Source organism: Bosea sp. 29B, from assembly GCF_902506165.1.
GTDB lineage: Bacteria > Pseudomonadota > Alphaproteobacteria > Rhizobiales > Beijerinckiaceae > Allobosea.
The window spans coordinates 5,156,851-5,172,702 of sequence record NZ_LR733817.1; the positions used below are offsets into that span (position 1 = coordinate 5,156,851).

At 66.3% G+C, this 15,852-nt stretch carries 14 protein-coding genes; 8 read left to right on the forward strand and 6 right to left on the reverse strand.

Features of this window, described 5'->3' with window-relative positions; translation table 11 throughout:
• The first annotated feature begins 121 nt into the window (after positions 1 to 121).
• Positions 122 to 1,516, forward strand: a complete 1,395-nt coding sequence (gene mltG, locus GV161_RS24995) for an endolytic transglycosylase MltG (protein ID WP_152014605.1) — start codon at positions 122 to 124, stop codon at positions 1,514 to 1,516.
• Between the two features lie 28 nt (positions 1,517 to 1,544).
• Here mltG and GV161_RS25000 read toward each other — a convergent pair whose 3' ends face one another.
• Positions 1,545 to 2,744, reverse strand: a complete 1,200-nt coding sequence (locus tag GV161_RS25000) for an MFS transporter (protein ID WP_152014606.1) — start codon at positions 2,742 to 2,744, stop codon at positions 1,545 to 1,547.
• Positions 2,745 to 2,823: 79 nt separating this feature from the next.
• On the opposite strand from GV161_RS25000, the gene GV161_RS25005 reads away from it, so the two are divergent.
• The 3 genes from GV161_RS25005 (at position 2,824) to gmk (ending at position 5,913) form a co-directional block, all read left to right on the forward strand.
• Positions 2,824 to 4,269 (forward strand): PLP-dependent aminotransferase family protein, encoded by a 1,446-nt coding sequence (locus tag GV161_RS25005; RefSeq protein ID WP_152014607.1) that lies wholly within the window; start codon positions 2,824 to 2,826, stop codon positions 4,267 to 4,269.
• A gap of 109 nt (positions 4,270 to 4,378) precedes the next feature.
• The gene (locus tag GV161_RS25010; protein WP_152014953.1) at positions 4,379 to 5,260 is read left to right on the forward strand and encodes a YicC/YloC family endoribonuclease; all 882 of its coding nucleotides are present in this window, start codon (positions 4,379 to 4,381) and stop codon (positions 5,258 to 5,260) included.
• Positions 5,261 to 5,265: 5 nt separating this feature from the next.
• Positions 5,266 to 5,913 carry a guanylate kinase gene (gene gmk, locus GV161_RS25015; RefSeq protein WP_152014608.1) on the forward strand — a complete coding sequence of 216 codons (648 nt, stop codon included), beginning with the start codon at positions 5,266 to 5,268 and terminating at the stop codon, positions 5,911 to 5,913.
• On the opposite strand, the gene rsmA is transcribed toward gmk, so the two are convergent.
• The 5 genes from rsmA to lptF are packed head-to-tail and all read right to left on the reverse strand — an operon-like array spanning position 5,914 to position 12,676.
• Positions 5,914 to 6,765 carry a 16S rRNA (adenine(1518)-N(6)/adenine(1519)-N(6))-dimethyltransferase RsmA gene (rsmA, locus tag GV161_RS25020; protein ID WP_193219548.1) on the reverse strand — a complete coding sequence of 284 codons (852 nt, stop codon included), beginning with the start codon at positions 6,763 to 6,765 and terminating at the stop codon, positions 5,914 to 5,916. It lies immediately after the preceding gene.
• Between the two features lie 5 nt (positions 6,766 to 6,770).
• Positions 6,771 to 7,787, reverse strand: a complete 1,017-nt coding sequence (pdxA, locus tag GV161_RS25025; protein ID WP_152014610.1) for a 4-hydroxythreonine-4-phosphate dehydrogenase PdxA — start codon at positions 7,785 to 7,787, stop codon at positions 6,771 to 6,773.
• Between the two features lie 6 nt (positions 7,788 to 7,793).
• A complete protein-coding gene (locus GV161_RS25030) occupies positions 7,794 to 10,364 on the reverse strand; it encodes an LPS-assembly protein LptD (protein ID WP_152014611.1) in 2,571 nt (856 codons plus the stop codon).
• 36 nt (positions 10,365 to 10,400) lie between these two features.
• On the reverse strand, positions 10,401 to 11,486 hold the full coding sequence (gene lptG / locus GV161_RS25035) for an LPS export ABC transporter permease LptG (protein WP_152014612.1): 1,086 nt from the start codon (positions 11,484 to 11,486) through the stop codon (positions 10,401 to 10,403).
• Positions 11,486 to 12,676 (reverse strand): LPS export ABC transporter permease LptF, encoded by a 1,191-nt coding sequence (gene lptF, locus GV161_RS25040; RefSeq protein ID WP_152014613.1) that lies wholly within the window; start codon positions 12,674 to 12,676, stop codon positions 11,486 to 11,488. Before lptF ends, lptG begins: the two co-directional genes overlap by 1 nt.
• Positions 12,677 to 12,853: 177 nt before the next feature.
• Between lptF and GV161_RS25045 the strand changes: the two genes are divergently transcribed.
• From GV161_RS25045 to GV161_RS25060, 4 genes are all read left to right on the forward strand, one after another.
• Entirely contained in the window at positions 12,854 to 14,347 is a 1,494-nt protein-coding gene (locus GV161_RS25045) for a leucyl aminopeptidase (RefSeq protein ID WP_152014614.1), read from the forward strand.
• 47 nt (positions 14,348 to 14,394) lie between these two features.
• Positions 14,395 to 14,847 carry a DNA polymerase III subunit chi gene (locus GV161_RS25050; RefSeq protein WP_152014615.1) on the forward strand — a complete coding sequence of 151 codons (453 nt, stop codon included), beginning with the start codon at positions 14,395 to 14,397 and terminating at the stop codon, positions 14,845 to 14,847.
• Entirely contained in the window at positions 14,844 to 15,254 is a 411-nt protein-coding gene (locus GV161_RS31235) for a hypothetical protein (RefSeq protein ID WP_244624069.1), read from the forward strand. Before GV161_RS25050 ends, GV161_RS31235 begins: the two co-directional genes overlap by 4 nt.
• 82 nt (positions 15,255 to 15,336) lie before the next feature.
• A complete protein-coding gene (locus tag GV161_RS25060) occupies positions 15,337 to 15,807 on the forward strand; it encodes a nuclear transport factor 2 family protein (RefSeq protein WP_244624070.1) in 471 nt (156 codons plus the stop codon).
• The last annotated feature ends 45 nt before the right edge of the window (positions 15,808 to 15,852 follow it).

A 15,852-nucleotide genomic window follows, 5' to 3' on the forward strand; every position in this document is an offset into this window, starting at 1 on the left:
CCGAACGGAAAGCGCGCTAGCCTGTCGCCGCCGTCGTGCCAGTATGCCGCCGGCATTGCCACCAGATCGGATCGACGCCGGTAGCGTCGGTCGCGATGTCAGGGAATCGGGCGAAAGCATCATGAGTCAGCCGCCTCGCGTCGCGCCGCGGAGTCCCAACGAGGCGCTGAAGCCTGTCGCCCCGCCGGCCCCGCCGCCGAAAGCGCGCAAGCGTCGGCGCTCGCCTTTCATTGCGCTGCTCAGCGGACTGTTCACCACGGCTCTCGTGCTGGCCGGCGCCCTCGGCGGCGGCATCGCCTATCTCGACAGCCGCAGCAAGGCGCCGGGCCCGCTCGCCAATGACCGCGTGCTGATCATCCCGAAGGAAAACGGGGTGACCGAGATCGCCGATCTGCTGCAGCGCGAGGGCCTGATCGAGCATCCCTGGGCGTTCAAGGTCGCGGCCTACACCTCGGGCAAGGCCGCCAGCCTCAAGGCCGGCGAATACCTGTTCAAGGCGCGCGCCAGCCAGAAGGACATCCTCGACGTCATCGCCGAGGGCAAGGCGGTCGAGCATTCGATCACCATCCCCGAGGGGCTGACGAGCGAACAGATCATGGCCCGCCTGCAGCAGAACGACCTGCTGGCTGGCGACGTGATCCAGGTCCCGCGCGAGGGCGCGATCCTGCCCGATACCTACAAGTTCTATCGCGGCTCGACCCGCCAGGCGATCGTTGACCGGATGACGCGCGAGCAGCGCACGGTTCTGAACCGGGTATGGGGCGCCCGGCCGGCCGACCTGCCGATCAAGACGCCGCAGGAACTGGTCATCCTCGCCTCGATCGTCGAGAAGGAGACCGGCCGCGCCGATGAACGGCCGCGCGTCGCCGGCGTGTTCATCAACCGGTTGAACCGCAAGATGAAACTGCAATCCGACCCGACGATCGTCTACGGGCTCGTCGGCGGCAAGGGCACGCTCGGCCGCGGCATCACGCGCCCCGAGATTACCCAGGCGACGCCCTACAACACCTATGTGATCGAGGGCCTGCCGCCGGGGCCGATCGCCAATCCGGGCCGCGCGGCACTGGAGGCTGTGGTCAACCACTCGCGGACCAAGGATCTCTACTTCGTCGCCGACGGCAGCGGCGGCCATGCCTTCGCCGAGACCCTCGAGCAGCACAACCGCAACGTCGCCCGTTGGCGCCAGGTCGAATCGGCGCGGCGCGACTCCGGACGCCCTGCGGTCGAGGGTAGTGTCGATCGCGCCGAGCCGGCTCCGGGGCCGGATCAGCGCACCGAGGCGCCGGCCGCCGGCCGTCCGGACGGCCAGGCGGCGACGGCGCCCGACCAATCCGAGCCCGAGACCTACCCGGTTCCCGGCAATCGCCGTGCGGCAGCCGGCCAGCCGGTGCAGGCGGGTGCCGCCGGCACGCGGGCACGCGCCTTCGACGCTTCCGAAGGCACGACGCGCGATCCGCTGCTGAACAAGACCTTCGATCTCAACAGCCCCAAGCAGGTCCCACAGCTGAAGCCCTGACGCGTGTGAGAGCGATGCTCGATGCCGGTTAAGGGCGTGGGGCGCTCAGCGCTGCATCAGCACTTGCGCGAGATCGATTCCGCGCCAGGGCCATGGCGAGTTCGGCCAAGGCACAGGCAAGGACGACCGCAAGGAAGACTTGCGTGCCCCAATTGACGATCAGCCAGCCGCCGATCGCCGGGAAACCGAAAACTCCGATGAAGTATGACATGGCGAACCATGTCAGAGCGCCGGTGCGGTGAGCTGCCGGCGCATCGTTGACGACTTGCGTCTGAATGACGGTGTAGACCAGCCCATAGCCGAGCCCCAGCAGGATGCCGCTGACGATCTGCACCGGTGCGCCATAGCCGATGGCGAAATAGACCAGGACGCCAGCTGACATCAGGATGAGCAACAGGACCGACATCCGATTACCGTCGGCGCGGTTGATGGCGGGCGCGAGCGCAAAGCGCGCCACGACGACCACGAGAGCATAGGTCGTGAAATACAGGCTGGCATCGAGGCCGCCGCCGCGCGCCAGCGAGCTTTGAAACGTCAGCATGCCTGTGAAGACACAAGCGCCAATTCCGACCATGAGAATTGGATAGATCGCCCTGGTGCTCGCCAGCGGAACGATCGATGACACCCAGTTTTTCGGCACCCCGGCGCTGCCTGGAGCGGGCCGCGCTGGCCGGGGCGTCGTCACCTCGAATGCCCACAGACAGGTCGCGGCGCAGAGACATCCAAGCGCGAGCAAGCGGAAGAGCGAGGCTGTCGACAAGCCGAGCGTGTCGACGAGAAACAAAGCCAATGCCGGGCCGCCACCGATGCCGGCCATTTGAAACGCGCCGAAGCGCGTAAACCAGAAGCCGCGATCGAGATCGCTCACTCGCTCCGAAACCGCCATCGGAGCGGCCAGATAGAACATCCCCCAGCCGCAGCCGACCATGAAGCCGGCGACCAGGATGATACTTGAGAGAGAGGTGATGCCGGCTAGGAGCAGATACCCGGCGGCGACCAGCACAGCCCCGATGGCAGCAAGGCGGGCGCCGCCGAAACGGGCGCCAAACCATCCGATCAGGGGAACGCCGATAAAGGTGCCGACCATGGCGCCGGCGAGAGCCTTGCCTGTCTCGATCTCGCTGCCGCCGAGACTGCGGAAATGCTCCGTCAGCAAGAATGTCGCGCCATAACCTGTCGCGGTCAGCAACGCGCCGACGAACAGCAAGCCCACACCGATTCCGCGCATGATTCGTCAGCCTCCAGGGTCACCTTTTTGACTTCCATGGCATTGCATGGCGAAAGTGGTTGCTACTAGGCCCACTTTGATGGCAAGCATGGCAACCACTTTACCGCGGCGAACGCTCGATCTGCCGATCGCATTGGATCCGGGCATCCCCAACCAAGCCTCCCGGGTTCACGCGGCGTTGCGGGTGGCGATCGTCGACGGCTATTTGAGCCCCGGCTTGAAGCTGCCATCCAGCAGGGCGCTGGCCGCGCAACTGGGCATGTCGCGCAATGCCATCGTCGCGGCCTATGAACAGCTTCTCAGCGACGGGCTGGCGGACGCCAGGCAAGGCTCCGGCACCTATGTGGCAGCAAACCTTCCGGGGGCGCAGTCAGCCGCGGCTCCCGCCCCGCTCGACGTCGAAATTCTTCCGAGCCGGGCCTTCGCCCTGGGGCGGACCTATGTCGATGCTAGCCTTTTGCGTTCCCTTGGCGCGAGCGTTCGCCATCACATCGTTGCGGCGAATGCCGGCCAGCTCGGCTATGGCGATCCGCGCGGCAGTCTCTTGCTTCGAACGGAAATCGCCCGTCACCTTGCGGCAAATCGCGGCATTCGTTGCGATCCAGGCTGCATCATGATCACCAGCGGCACGCAACAGGGCTTGCGCCTATGCGCCGAAGCCCTGCTTTCCCCTGGCGATGCGATCTGGCTGGAGGAGCCGGGCTATTATGCAGCCCATGGCACCCTGCGCGCCGCCGGCATGCGATTGATTCCGGTTCCCGTCGATGGCGAGGGCATCAGGATCGACGAGGGCCGAAAGCTCGCTCCGCTGGCGCGGGCCGCTTATGTCACCCCCTCGCATCAGTTTCCGACCGGCGTCACCATGAGCATGGCGCGGCGGGTGGCGCTGCTGGACTGGGCGAATGCGGCGCAGGCCTGGATCATCGAAGACGACTACGACAGTGAGTTTCGCTATGCCGGGCCACCCCTTACGGCCCTGGCGGGCCTCGGCGGCGAGCGCGTGATCTATAGCGGCACCTTCTCGAAGACGCTGTTTCCCTCCCTGCGCCTGGCATATCTCGTTCTGCCCCGCAGGGTTGCCGAACGGGTGATAAGGGCCAGGAGCGCCGCCGATCGATTTCCGTCCGCCTTCCTGTCGGACGCTGTGGCCGAGCTGATGTCGAATGGCGCCTTTGCCGCACATCTTCGGCGGGCCCGCCTGCGTTATCGTCAAGCTCGCGAAACCGTTGCATCCGTCCTGGCGGAGGCGGGGCGCGGCCGACTGCGCATCGTTGTGCCGCAGCAGGGCCTGCACATGATCGCCTATTTGCCGGCCGGCCTTCCCGCCGATGCCGGCGCCCGTATCCGTGCGATGGCTGCGGTCGAGACAAGACTACTGTCCGAGGCCAGCCTGGCCCCGAGCGGCACGGAGGGCTTCATCCTCGGTTTCTCAGGGCATGACAGCCGCGATTTGGCCGCAGCCGCGCGGCGGCTTGGCGAGGCAGCCTATGCGTACACGGCGGGACGTGGCCTGCCTGCCGACTGATCGGGGCAGAGAGGTCTCTTCTGTTCCCAGATTTGCTGCGCCGGCAGCTTGCGACCGGCGCGGCGCCTCTCTACGGTCCGGCCGCATTCCTGAAGGGGTTATGAGCGATATGGCGATCGAGAGCATGACGGGGTTCGCCCGGGTGGCCGGGACCATCGGCATGCATGCCTGGGCCTGGGAGGTCCGCAGCGTCAACGGTCGTGGCCTCGATGTCCGCGTCCGAGTCCCCACCGGTTTCGACAGCTTCTCCGAGGCGGCTCGCAAGCAGTTCTCTGCCGCCTTCACCCGTGGCACCCTGCATGTCAGCCTCGCCATCACCAGCGAAGCCTCGGCCCCGCGACCGCGCATCAACCAGGAGGCGCTCGCCGCGCTGATCGAGGCCGCGAGTCAGGTGAAGCTGCCCACGGGCATCGCTCCGGCGACGCTTGACGGCCTGCTGGCGATCCGCGGTGTCGTCGAGGTCTCCGAGGAGAGCGGGGATGTTCTGTCCGAGCTTGAGAAGCCGGTGCTTGCGGCGCTCGCGGAGACGATCGCGGCGCTGAAACAGGCGCGGCTGGCCGAGGGACGGGCACTCGAAGCCATCATCTCGGGCCATCTCGACACCATTGCCCGCCTGACCCTGGCCGCGGAAGCCCATCCCGGCCGCAGCGTCGAGGCCATCCGCGCCCGCCTCGCTGGGCAGGTCGCCGCACTGCTCGACGCCAGCAATGCGCTGGAGCCGCAGCGTTTGCACCAGGAGGCGGCGCTGCTGGCGGTGAAGGCCGATATCCGCGAGGAGATCGACCGGCTCCATGCCCATGTCGCGGCCTTGCGTGAGCTGCTCGCCCAGGGCGGGCCGATCGGCCGCAAGCTCGATTTCCTGGCGCAGGAATTCGGTCGTGAAGCCTCGACGCTCTGCGCCAAGGCTGGCGATCCCGGGCTGTCGCGGATCGGGTTGGAGCTGCGCACGGTCGTCGACCAGCTGCGCGAGCAGGTTCAGAACGTGGAGTGACGGCGATGGCCGATCTCATTCGCCCAGCCCGTCGTGGCCTGATGCTGGTCCTGTCGTCACCGTCCGGCGCCGGCAAGTCGACGCTGACGCGGACCTTGTCGCAGAAGGAGACCAATCTCGACCTGTCGATCTCGGTGACGACGCGCGGACGGCGCCCGTCCGAAATCGATGGCGTGCACTACCGCTTCATCGATCGCGAGGCTTTCGACCTGCTGCGCGATCGCGACGATCTGCTGGAATCGGCCGAGGTCCATGGCAATGGCTATGGCACTCCGCGCAAGCCCGTCGAGGCGGCGCTGAAGGCCGGGCGCGACGTCCTGTTCGACATCGACTACCAGGGCACGCAGCAGATCCTGGAGAAGGCGCGCGAGGACGTCGTCGCGATCTTCATTCTGCCGCCCTCGATGGCGGAGCTGCGCTCGCGGCTGGTTCGGCGGGCAGAGGACGAGCCGGAGGTGATCGCGCGCCGGCTCGCCAATGCCCGCGACGAGATCGCGCGCTGGAATGTCTACGACTACGTCATCATCAACGACGATCTCGGTGCTGCCTATGAGGCGGTCCGCTCGATCCTGGCGGCCGAACGGCTGAAGCGCAGCCGTGCCACCGGCATGCCGGCCTTTGTCGAAACCTTGCTGGCCGAGCAGATCGGCTGATCAGCTCCGCGCCGCCGCCAGCGCGTTGGCGAGTGCGACGAAACCGCTGACCGAGACCTCCTCGGCCCGCATCGTCGGCGACAACCCGGCGGTCTCGATCATCGCCGCGGGGTCGGGGAGCACGGCTTTCAGGCTCTGGCGCAGCATCTTCCGGCGCTGGCCGAAGGCGGCGAGCGTCACCCGCTCGAGCAAGCGCCGGTCGCAGGGCTCCGGCTGCTGGCGCGGTACCAGCTGGACGATCGAGGATGTGATCTTCGGCTGCGGCACGAAGGCGGTCTTTGGCACGTCGAACAGAATCTTCGTCTCGCAGCGCCAGTTGGCGAGCACGGCGAGCCGGCCATAGGCGGCGCGCTGCTCCGGATTCGCCACGATCCGCTCGGCGACCTCCCGCTGGAACATCAGCGTCAACGAGCTCCACCAGGGCGGCCAGGACTCGGCGCTGAGCCAGCCGACCAGCAGCGGCGTGCCGATATTATAGGGCAGATTGGCGACGATCCGGGCCGGACTGCCGCCGAGCAGGCCGGAAAGGTCGACCGCGAGCGCATCGCCATCGACGACATCCAGCCGGCCCGGATAATGGGCGGCGATCTCGGCCAGCGCCGGCATGCAGCGCCGGTCGCGCTCGATGGCGATGACGCGGCCCGCTCCGTTCGCCAGCAAGGCGCGGGTCAGCCCGCCGGGACCGGGGCCGATTTCGACGACGGTCTGGCCTTCGAGCGGGCCGGCGGCGCGGGCAATCCGGCCGGTCAGATTGAGATCGAACAGGAAGTTCTGGCCGAGCGCCTTCTGCGCCATCAGCCCGTGGCGCTCGACCACCTCGCGCAACGGCGGCAATCCGTCCTGGGCGGCAATGCTGCTCATGCTGCTGCTCCGCGCTCAGCCGCAGCCATGCGGGCGGCGAGCCGCAGCGCGGCGCAAAGGCTGTCCGGCCGCGCGATGCCCTTGCCGGCGATGTCGAAGGCAGTGCCATGGTCCGGCGAGGTCCGGATGAAGGGCAGGCCGAGCGTGACGTTGACGCCCTCGTCGAAGGCGATCGTCTTGATCGGGATCAGCGCCTGGTCGTGATACATGCCGAGCGCCACGTCGTAGCCGGCGCGAGCGCGCGCATGGAACAGGGTGTCGGCGGGATAGGGCCCGCTCGCCTCGATGCCGAGCGCCCGCAACCGCTCGATCGCCGGCGCGACCACTGCCGCATCCTCCTTGCCGAGCGCGCCGCCTTCGCCGGCATGCGGGTTGAGGCCGCAGAGCGCCAGCCGCGGGCGTGCGACACCGAAGCGGCGCTTGAGATCGGCGGCGGCGATCCGGCCGGTCTCGACGATCAACTCGGTCGTCAGTTGCTTCGGCACCGCCTCCAGCGGGATGTGGATGGTCACCGGGATGACCGCGAGTTCTTCCGACCAGATCATCATCACAGGCCGCGGTGTCGCTTCGCGCCCGCGACCGGCGAGCTCGGCCAGGAATTCGGTATGGCCCGGATGCTGGAAGCCGACAGCGTAGAGCACGCTCTTGGCGATCGGGTTGGTGACGAGCGCGGCGGCCTTGCCGGTCTCGACGGCTTCGACCCCGCGCTCGATCGCTTCGATGACCCCCGCCGCGTTGGCAGGGTCAGGCCGGCCGGATTGCGCCTGCGGGCGATGCTCGAGCTCGATCACGGGTAATGCAGTGTCGAAACAGGCCTCGGCTTCGTCCCAGCCGACGCTGCGCAGCGGAACCGGCAATCCCAGCCGTTCCGCCAATACCGAAAGCGTCGCGCTGTCGCCGAGATAGGCGAAGGGCGGGATGCCTCGCTGCTCGCGCTGCCGCCAGGCGGCAAGCGCGAGCTCGGGTCCGATCCCCGCCGGATCGCCTTGCGTCAGGGCAAGCAACCGGCGCAACTGCGCTTAGCGGCTGCTGGAGGAGACGCCGTCGCCCGAGCTGCTCGAGCCGAGACTCTGCGAATAGCTGATCTCGCCCAGCGTGCGCAGTTCCAGGCGGAACATGACGGTCCGCGTGTCGTTCGTTCTGGCTCCGTTGACCGCGCGATCGGCGTAGGACTGGATGTACGAGACGTCGAAGATCGTGCACTCGTCCTGATAGCGTAGCCCCACCGAAGTCGAGGCCGTCTGGAACGGGCCGGTGTTCGGGTAGGTCGGGTTGGAATAAGCGGCGGGATTCGACTGGTAGAGCGCCAGGGCGTCGCGGTAGCGCTCGCGGTCGTATTTGTACTTGTCGAGATCGAACAGAACGCTGCCGCGCACGCTCCAGTATTGGGCGAACGAGACGGACTGGGTGATGCTCAGGCCTTCGCGGCGGCGGGTGATGCCCAGATCCGGCTGCGGCTCGTAGCGGCCGTATCCGACCGAGGTCGACAGGAACTTGTAGCTGAACACGGCCGAGGCATCGATGCGTTGCGCTTCGAAGTTCGACTCGTTGAAGCGCCCGCCGGCCTGAAGCAACAGGCCCTTGAAGGGCTGGTACTGCGCCTTGGCGACATAGTCGGAACGGCGGGTGTCCAGTCCCGAATTGAGGCCGGCGTTGACGAGGTCGCCGCTGGCATAGGAGTTGCGGCCGCCCAGGTGATAGGACTGCCCGACCAGCAAATTGGCGTAGGACTCGGTGCCGAAGGTGCCGCTGTAGCGCAGGCCGATATTGGCGCGGCTGCCGCCCTCGACCCGGTCGTAGCCCGAGAACTTGTTCCACTCGAACAGGTTGGTGTCGTCGAAGACCAGGCTCTGCGAATCTTCGTTGGCGACGCGCAGGCTGTTGGTCTCGTTCGGCCGTGCGACGACCTGCGCGACCGGCTCGAGGATATGCGTGCCCCAGGAGGTCGAGGCGATGAAGGGGAAGCGATACATCAGGCCGATCGCCGGCATTGCGCGGCCGAACACCTCGTCCGATGCGTCGGCGATCGTCGTCACGTTGGCGTTGGCATATTTCGTCGTGTTCGGGTTGATCGAGAACAGGTCGGCCCTGAGCGAGGCGTAGGGCGTCCAGACCTGCCCGATCGGGTCGACGATGTTGCGCCGCCAGTCGACCTCTGCGGTCGCCCGCGAGATCGAGCCGGCGAGGCCCGTCACCAGGCACTTGCCTTTCTGATAGACGACGCATCCGTCGAACAAGGAGTAACCGAGCTGTCCTGCGCTGGCGTTGCCAGGATTGGTGATCAGATAGCTCTGATTGCTCGGCGTCAGCGCCTTGAAGGAGGCCGCCTCACGGGTCAGGCTCGTGAGGTTGACGGTGAACGACAGCTCGCCGCCGATCATCGACGGCTTGTGAATCCGCTTGTTGTAATCGACGACCGGCGCGACGACCGGCTGCTGCTTCTGCCAATCGTAATAGGTCAGAGGCTGGAAATAGTAGCCGCGCATGTCGAACCAGGCGTCCGCGCTCTGGCCGTTGAGCGCGACGGTCGAGGTCGATTCCTGCAGGTAGCTCGTGGTGGTGAGGCTCTCGCTGCGGATCCGGTAGTTCTTGAAGAAGTAGCGATCGGTCGCGCCGGCGACGTCCCAGCTGAAGGTCCAGCGCGGGTTGAGGAAGACCTTGCCGGAGGTCTCGAGCGAGCCGCGGAATGTGTCGTCGCCAGCCCCGAGCGGACTTTTGAGGTAGGCGTCCTTGTCCTGCTGGAAGATGCCGGCGGCGCGGATGTTGTACGAGCCGTTGACGAAGCGATGCCGCCACTCGGCCTGGCCGAGAAAGCCCTGGCGCGACAAGTAGGTCGGCGTCAGCGTCAGATCGTAGTTCGGCGCCAGATTGATGAAATAGGGCAGGCCGACGCCGTAGCCGAGCGCCGCGGTGTTGATGAATTTCGGCGCCAGGAAGCCGGTCTTGCGCTTAACGGTCGCGTCAGGTCCCGACATATAGGGGATGTAGGCGATCGGGACGCCGGCGAACTCGATCCGGGCCTCCTCGTAGTAGATCATCTGCTCGGACTTCTTGTGGATGATCCGGGCCGCGCGCACCTGCCAGAACGGCGGGCGCTCGGGCTGGTCCACGCAAGGCTCGCAGGCCGTGTAGATGCCCTTGTCGAAGACGAAGACCTCACCGTCGGTGCGCTCGGCGCGCGGCGCCGAGAAGCGGGTCTTGTCGGTGTTCACGACGCGTAGCGAGTCGATGAAGCCGTCGCGGAAGTCGTCGGTCAGGTTGAAGCGGTCGCCGGTGATCACCGTGCCGTTGGATTCGGTGATGCGGGCATTGCCGGTCGCGACGACGCGCTTGCTCTGGCGGTCGTAGACGACGCGATCGGCCTCGATCGTGCGGCCCTGGTAGAGAATCTGGACATCGCCGACCGCGGAGACGGTGTTGTTGTCCTTGTCATAGACGAGCTCGCGCGCGTCGACGACCATGCGTTCCCCGGGCTTGCCGGCCGGAGCTTGGGCATAGGCAAGACTCGTCCAGCCGAGGACCGGGGCGAGCGTCGTCACCAGCGCGGTCGCAGCCGCAAGGCGCCGGATGCGTCTTACGCCGGAAGCCATGAACTCAATCCAAAATTAACCATAGCCACCGTATTCTCAGCCATCTTCCTGATGGAGGAGCGCAAGCGCGCCGAGCAGCGTGCCCACGGTCGCGGGCAGCCAAGCGGCCACCGAGGCGTTGACGATCCCCGATGAGCCCAGCTCCTCAGACAACTGTGTCGCGACATAGAGCACGAACCCCGCAGCGACGCCACCTACCACCAATCTGGTCACACCACCAAACCGGAAAAATCTTAAGGAAACGGATGCCGCTACCAGGATCATGGCGATCAGCAGCAGCGGCCGTGCCTTGAGCGATTCGTAACGCAGCTCGTAGCGCGTCGTATCCAGCCCAGCCTTCTGGGTTCGATCGAGTACGGCCGGCATCGACCAGAACCCGACGGAGTCAGGCGGGGTGAAACTTTGTCGCACCTGATCGGGCTCCAGCGTCGTCGCGACGAGGTATGTCGAGTACGTCTGTGGCTCTTCCGTGGCCGAGGTGACACGCGCCTCCGACAATTCCCAATAGCCGCGATAGAGCACGGCCTGCTTCGCCTCGATGCGCTCTCTGAAGCCGCCATCGGGCGAGAACGCAAAGAAGGCGACCTGGGCGAGCCCGACGCCTCCATCCAGCGCCGCGGCCGCCCGGATGATCGCCTGGCCGTCGACGCTGCGCTGGCGAATCCAGATTTCCTTGCCGACGACCTGCCCGGTTTTGGCGAAGAGCGAGACTTCGAGCACGGTGGCGCGCTGTTTCAGTTCGGCGGCGATCGGGTTGTAGATGCCGACCGAGACCAGTCCGACCAAGCCGGCGACCAGCGCCGCCGGCTGCAGGAACTGCCAGGCGGAGATGCCGACCGAGCGGGCGACCACCAGCTCGAGCTTTCGGCTGAGGTTGAGCAGGGCGAACATCCCCCCGAACAGCACCGCGAACGGGAATATCTGCTCGGCGACGGAGGGCGCGCGGTAGAGCGCGAGCTGAATGATGCTGGGCGTCGTCGCGGTCGGGGAATCGCCGGCGCGGCGCATCAGCTCGACGAAGTCGAGCGTCGCGATCAGGAAGAAGAAGGTGCCGAACACGCTCAGGATCGCGCGCAGGAAGCGCTGCGTCAGATAGCGGCCGAAGGTCTTGAACAGTAGCATCAGGCGCGCCGGAATCGGGCTGCGAGGGCGAGGAAGGGCGCGATCAGCGGCTCCGTCAGCTTGTCGATGAAGACACGCGTCCGCGAACCGAAGCCGATCGCAAGGGCCGCCAGCAGGATGGTGCCCAGCGGCAGGACGTAGAGCAGGGCGGCGGCGATGGGCGAGCGCACGCTGGCGGTCCAGGCGGCATAGGCGCCGATCCTGATCGCGCCGACCAGGAAGATGGCGATCTGGATCGCGGCGGCGCGCCCTTGCCGGGTCGTGCGGGCCTCGCCGAGGATGGCGAAAGCGACCAGCATGAAGGCGATCGGGTAGAGTGGCGCCGATAGGCGATTGTGCAGTTCGGCCCGGAAGCGCCCTTCCTGGATTTTGTAGTAGGGCTCGTTCTTGTCCTGTGTGAGCAGCGCCCAGGTCGTCCGTTCACGCGGCTTGTAGATCACCTTGGCGCCGTCCTCGCCACCGGCCCCGTCGGAATCGCCGGTCAGCGCCGACAGATTCAGCGCGTAGCGTTCGAACGAGATGATCGAACTCGAGTTCTGGTTGCGGCTTTCGCGCTGGATCGTGCCCTTCTCCAGCATCAGGAAGCTGTTGCCGTCAGCCTCGGCCGACTGGCCGCGCTCGGCGATGTAGACGGCTGGCTGGTTGGGATCGCGCCGGTCCTGCATGAAGATGCCGAGCAGCGCCTGCCCCTGCTTTTCGCGGTAGTGGAAGGTGACGCCGGAATCGAGCGAGACGAACTGGCCTTCCTTGACCACGTTGGCGACGAAGTCGGCGCGGATCAGCGTGATCAGGTCGCGCAGCGCCCGGAAGCCGGCGGGCATCACCACCAGCGACATCCAGCCCACCAGCGCGGCGGTGATCAATGTCAGCGCGAAGAAGGGGCGGGTCAGCCGGTGTGGCGCGACGCCGGCCGCGTTCATCACGATCAGCTCGGAATCGCTGTTGAGCTTGTTGAGCGTGTAGAGCGTCGCCATGAACAGCGCGACCGGGGCGATGCCGGCGATCAGCGCCGGCAGCGACAGTAGCGTGACCGTGAAGAAGATCAGGATCGTCTGGCCCTTGCCAGTGATCAGGTCGACCTCGCGCAGCGCCTGCGTCACCCAGATGACGCTGGTCAGGCCGACGAGCAGAATCACCGCCGCGCCGGCAGCGATCTTCAGGATGTAGCGGTCGAGAAGTCCAAAACGCACGAGGGTGACGATCCCGGGGCCTGCATCCTTGAAGAAGGCGCTCCCCTTGGACGGCTCGCCTCGAACTCCCTATGGTATAGCTTCGATCATGGCGCAAACGGGAATCGTTTGTGGCCTTTGCTGGCCTTCCGGGGTCGGTGCCCCGCAAGTCTTTTTCCCGCAACCCGTGAGCCGTCGATGTCGCAGCGCCTGAAGCTTGAGGTCAAAGCCCTGAACGCCATTGCCGCGGGGGATCTGGTCATCCTCGTCTCGGACAGGCTGGCGCCGCCGAAAGTGGCCGAAGATTGGATCGGCGCGGGTGCCCATGCCCTGATCGCGCGTGCCGCTGCCGCGGAACGCTTCAAAGGCAAGGCGCTGTCGGGGCTGACGCTGCTCGCGCCGGAAGATGCAGGCTATGAGCGTCTGATCCTGGTCGGGACCGGGCCGGAATCGGAGCGCGATAAGCTCGATTTCGCCGCGCTCGGCGGCGCCATCGCCGGCCGCCTCGGCCATGGCCGCAGCGCCGACATCATCGCCGCGCTGCTCGAGGGCGAACTCGCTGCCTCCGAGATCGCCGAGATCGGGCTCGGCCTTCGCCTCAGAAGCTATGCGTTCGACCGCTACAAGACCAAGAGTCGCGACAAGGACCAGTCCGAGCCGAAAACCGTGACGATCCGCGCGCAGGACCCCGCCGCGGTCAAGAAGGCGCTGAAGGCGCGCGAGGCCATCGCCGGCGGCGTCGAGCTCGCTCGCGATCTCGTGAACGAGCCGCCGAACGTGCTTTTCCCCGAGGAGTTCGCCGAACGCGCAGGCAAGCTCGACAAGCTCGGCGTCGAGGTCGAGATTCTCGACGAGAAGGAATTGAAGAAGATCGGCATGCGGGCGCTGCTCGGTGTCGGCCAGGGCTCGCATCGCGAGAGCCGCGTCGTGGTGATGCGCTGGAACGGCGGCGCCAAGGGCGACAAGCCGGTTGCCTTCGTCGGCAAGGGCGTGACCTTCGACACCGGCGGCATCTCGATCAAGCCGGCCGGCGGCATGGAGGACATGAAGGGCGACATGGCCGGCGCCGCCTGCGTCACCGGGTTGATGCAGGCGCTCAGCCAGCGCAAGGCCAAGGTCAACGCCGTCGGCGTGATCGGCCTGGTCGAAAACATGCCGGACGGCAAGGCTCAGCGGCCTGGCGACATCGTCACCTCGCTCTCCGGGCAGACGATCGAGATCATCAACACCGACGCCGAGGGTCGGCTCGTCCTGGCCGACGTGCTCTGGTACACGCAGGAGCGTTTCAAGCCGGTCTTCATGGTCAATCTGGCGACATTGACCGGCGCGATCCTGGTCGCGTTGGCGCAGGAAAACGCCGGCCTGTTCTCCAATAATGACGAATTGTCGGAGCGGCTCTTCGCCGCCGGCAAGGCGACCGGCGAAACCGTCTGGCGCATGCCGCTCTCGGCGGCTTACGACAAGATGATCGATTCCAAGTTCGCCGACATGAAGAACTCGGCCGGCCGCCATGGTGGTTCGATCACGGCGGCGCAGTTCCTGCAGCGCCATGTCAATGACACGCCCTGGGCGCATCTCGACATCGCCGGCACCGGCATGGGCTCGCCGAACAGCGAGACCAACCGGTCCTGGGGCTCGGGCTGGGGCGTGCGCCTGCTCGACCGGCTGGTGGCGGATCACTACGAAAGCTGATTCGGCTCATCAGCCGAATCATACAAGGCATTGAACTGGCTTACCTTATGGCCGAGGTCCTGTTCTATCATCTGCAGGGACGCCCGCTCGAGCAGGTCCTTCCGACCCTGCTCGAGCGTTCGCTCGCCCGTGGCTGGAAGGCCGTCGTCGAATTGTCGAGCCGCGAGCGCCTTGCCGGGCTCGACGACCGGCTCTGGACCTATGCGGACGAATCCTTCCTGCCGCATGCGACGGCCGCCGAGCCGGACGCCGCCGCGAACCCGATCGTGCTCACCGCGAACTCCGACAATCCGAACGGCGCGCAGGTGCGCTTCTGCGTTGACGGTGTCCGCATTCCCGACGCATTGGATGCTTACGAGCGCGTCATCCTGATGTTCGATGGCGACGACCCCGATGCGCTCGCCTCGGCGCGTGAAGATTGGAAAAAGCTGCGGACGCTCGGCATCGCCGCCACTTATTGGCAGCAGGACGAGACCGGCCGCTGGGAGAAGAAAGCGTGAAAGTTCCTGTTGCCCTGGCCTTGGCGGCTGCGCTCGCCGGCTGTTCCGTCGACATGGGCGGGTTTTCCTTCGTTTCCGACGAGCGCGGCACCCGCAGCAGCAGCGCCTCTGCCCGGGTCTCGACGCAGGAGGCGATGCTGACGCCGGAGGGCGAATGCAGCGCCGACGTCTCGCTCGATCCATCGACGCGCCCGCTGCCGAAGGAGATCGCGGTCGGCATCACCGAATGCGAGCTCGTCAGGCTGAAGAACAAGCGGCCGACCGACGTCCTGATCGGCGACAATGGCCGGGGCCAGCGCGAGGTTCAGGTGCTCTATTCCGAGCCGGCCAATCGCGAGATCTACATGTTCACCGACAACCGTCTGAGCCGGATCGTCAAGCCGGGCCAGCCCGAGCAGCAGGGCTGACGCTCGCCAGCTTGTGAACGCCCGGTTCGTCCGGGCTCCGCTAAGCGATCTGATCTGCTGCATGCGCAAGGATGGATCGCCAATGCTCGTATCGCTCGCCCGCTGGAGCCGCATCGTCCTCATGGCGCTTGCGGTCGCATTCGTCACGCCAGCCGCCGCCCAGCCGGCTGCAACTGCGGATGCGGCGGCGAACAAGGCGCTCGTGCTGGGGTTCTGGCGCAACGTCTTCGACGCGCAGGACTGGGCCAAGGCCAAGGACTACCTGTCCGAGGACTATATCCAGCACAATCCCAATGTCGCGAGCGGACTGAAGGGGTTCACCGACTATTTTTCGAAGCTGTGGCCGGCTCCGAAGCCGGCTGGGAGCGTGGTCGAGACGCAGTTCGCCGCCGTTGTGGCTGAAGGTGATCTCGTCCAGCTGATGATGCGCCGCCCGCGCCCCGAACCGGCCGACGCGACCAAGACCTATGACAGCTATTGGTTCGACCTCTTCCGCGTCAAAGACGGCAAGATCGTCGAGCATTGGGATTCGGCGCTGAAGCCCGCCAAGTGACCGATTGACGAAGCTGGAGAGCACTCAGGCGCCGCCAACTTATCG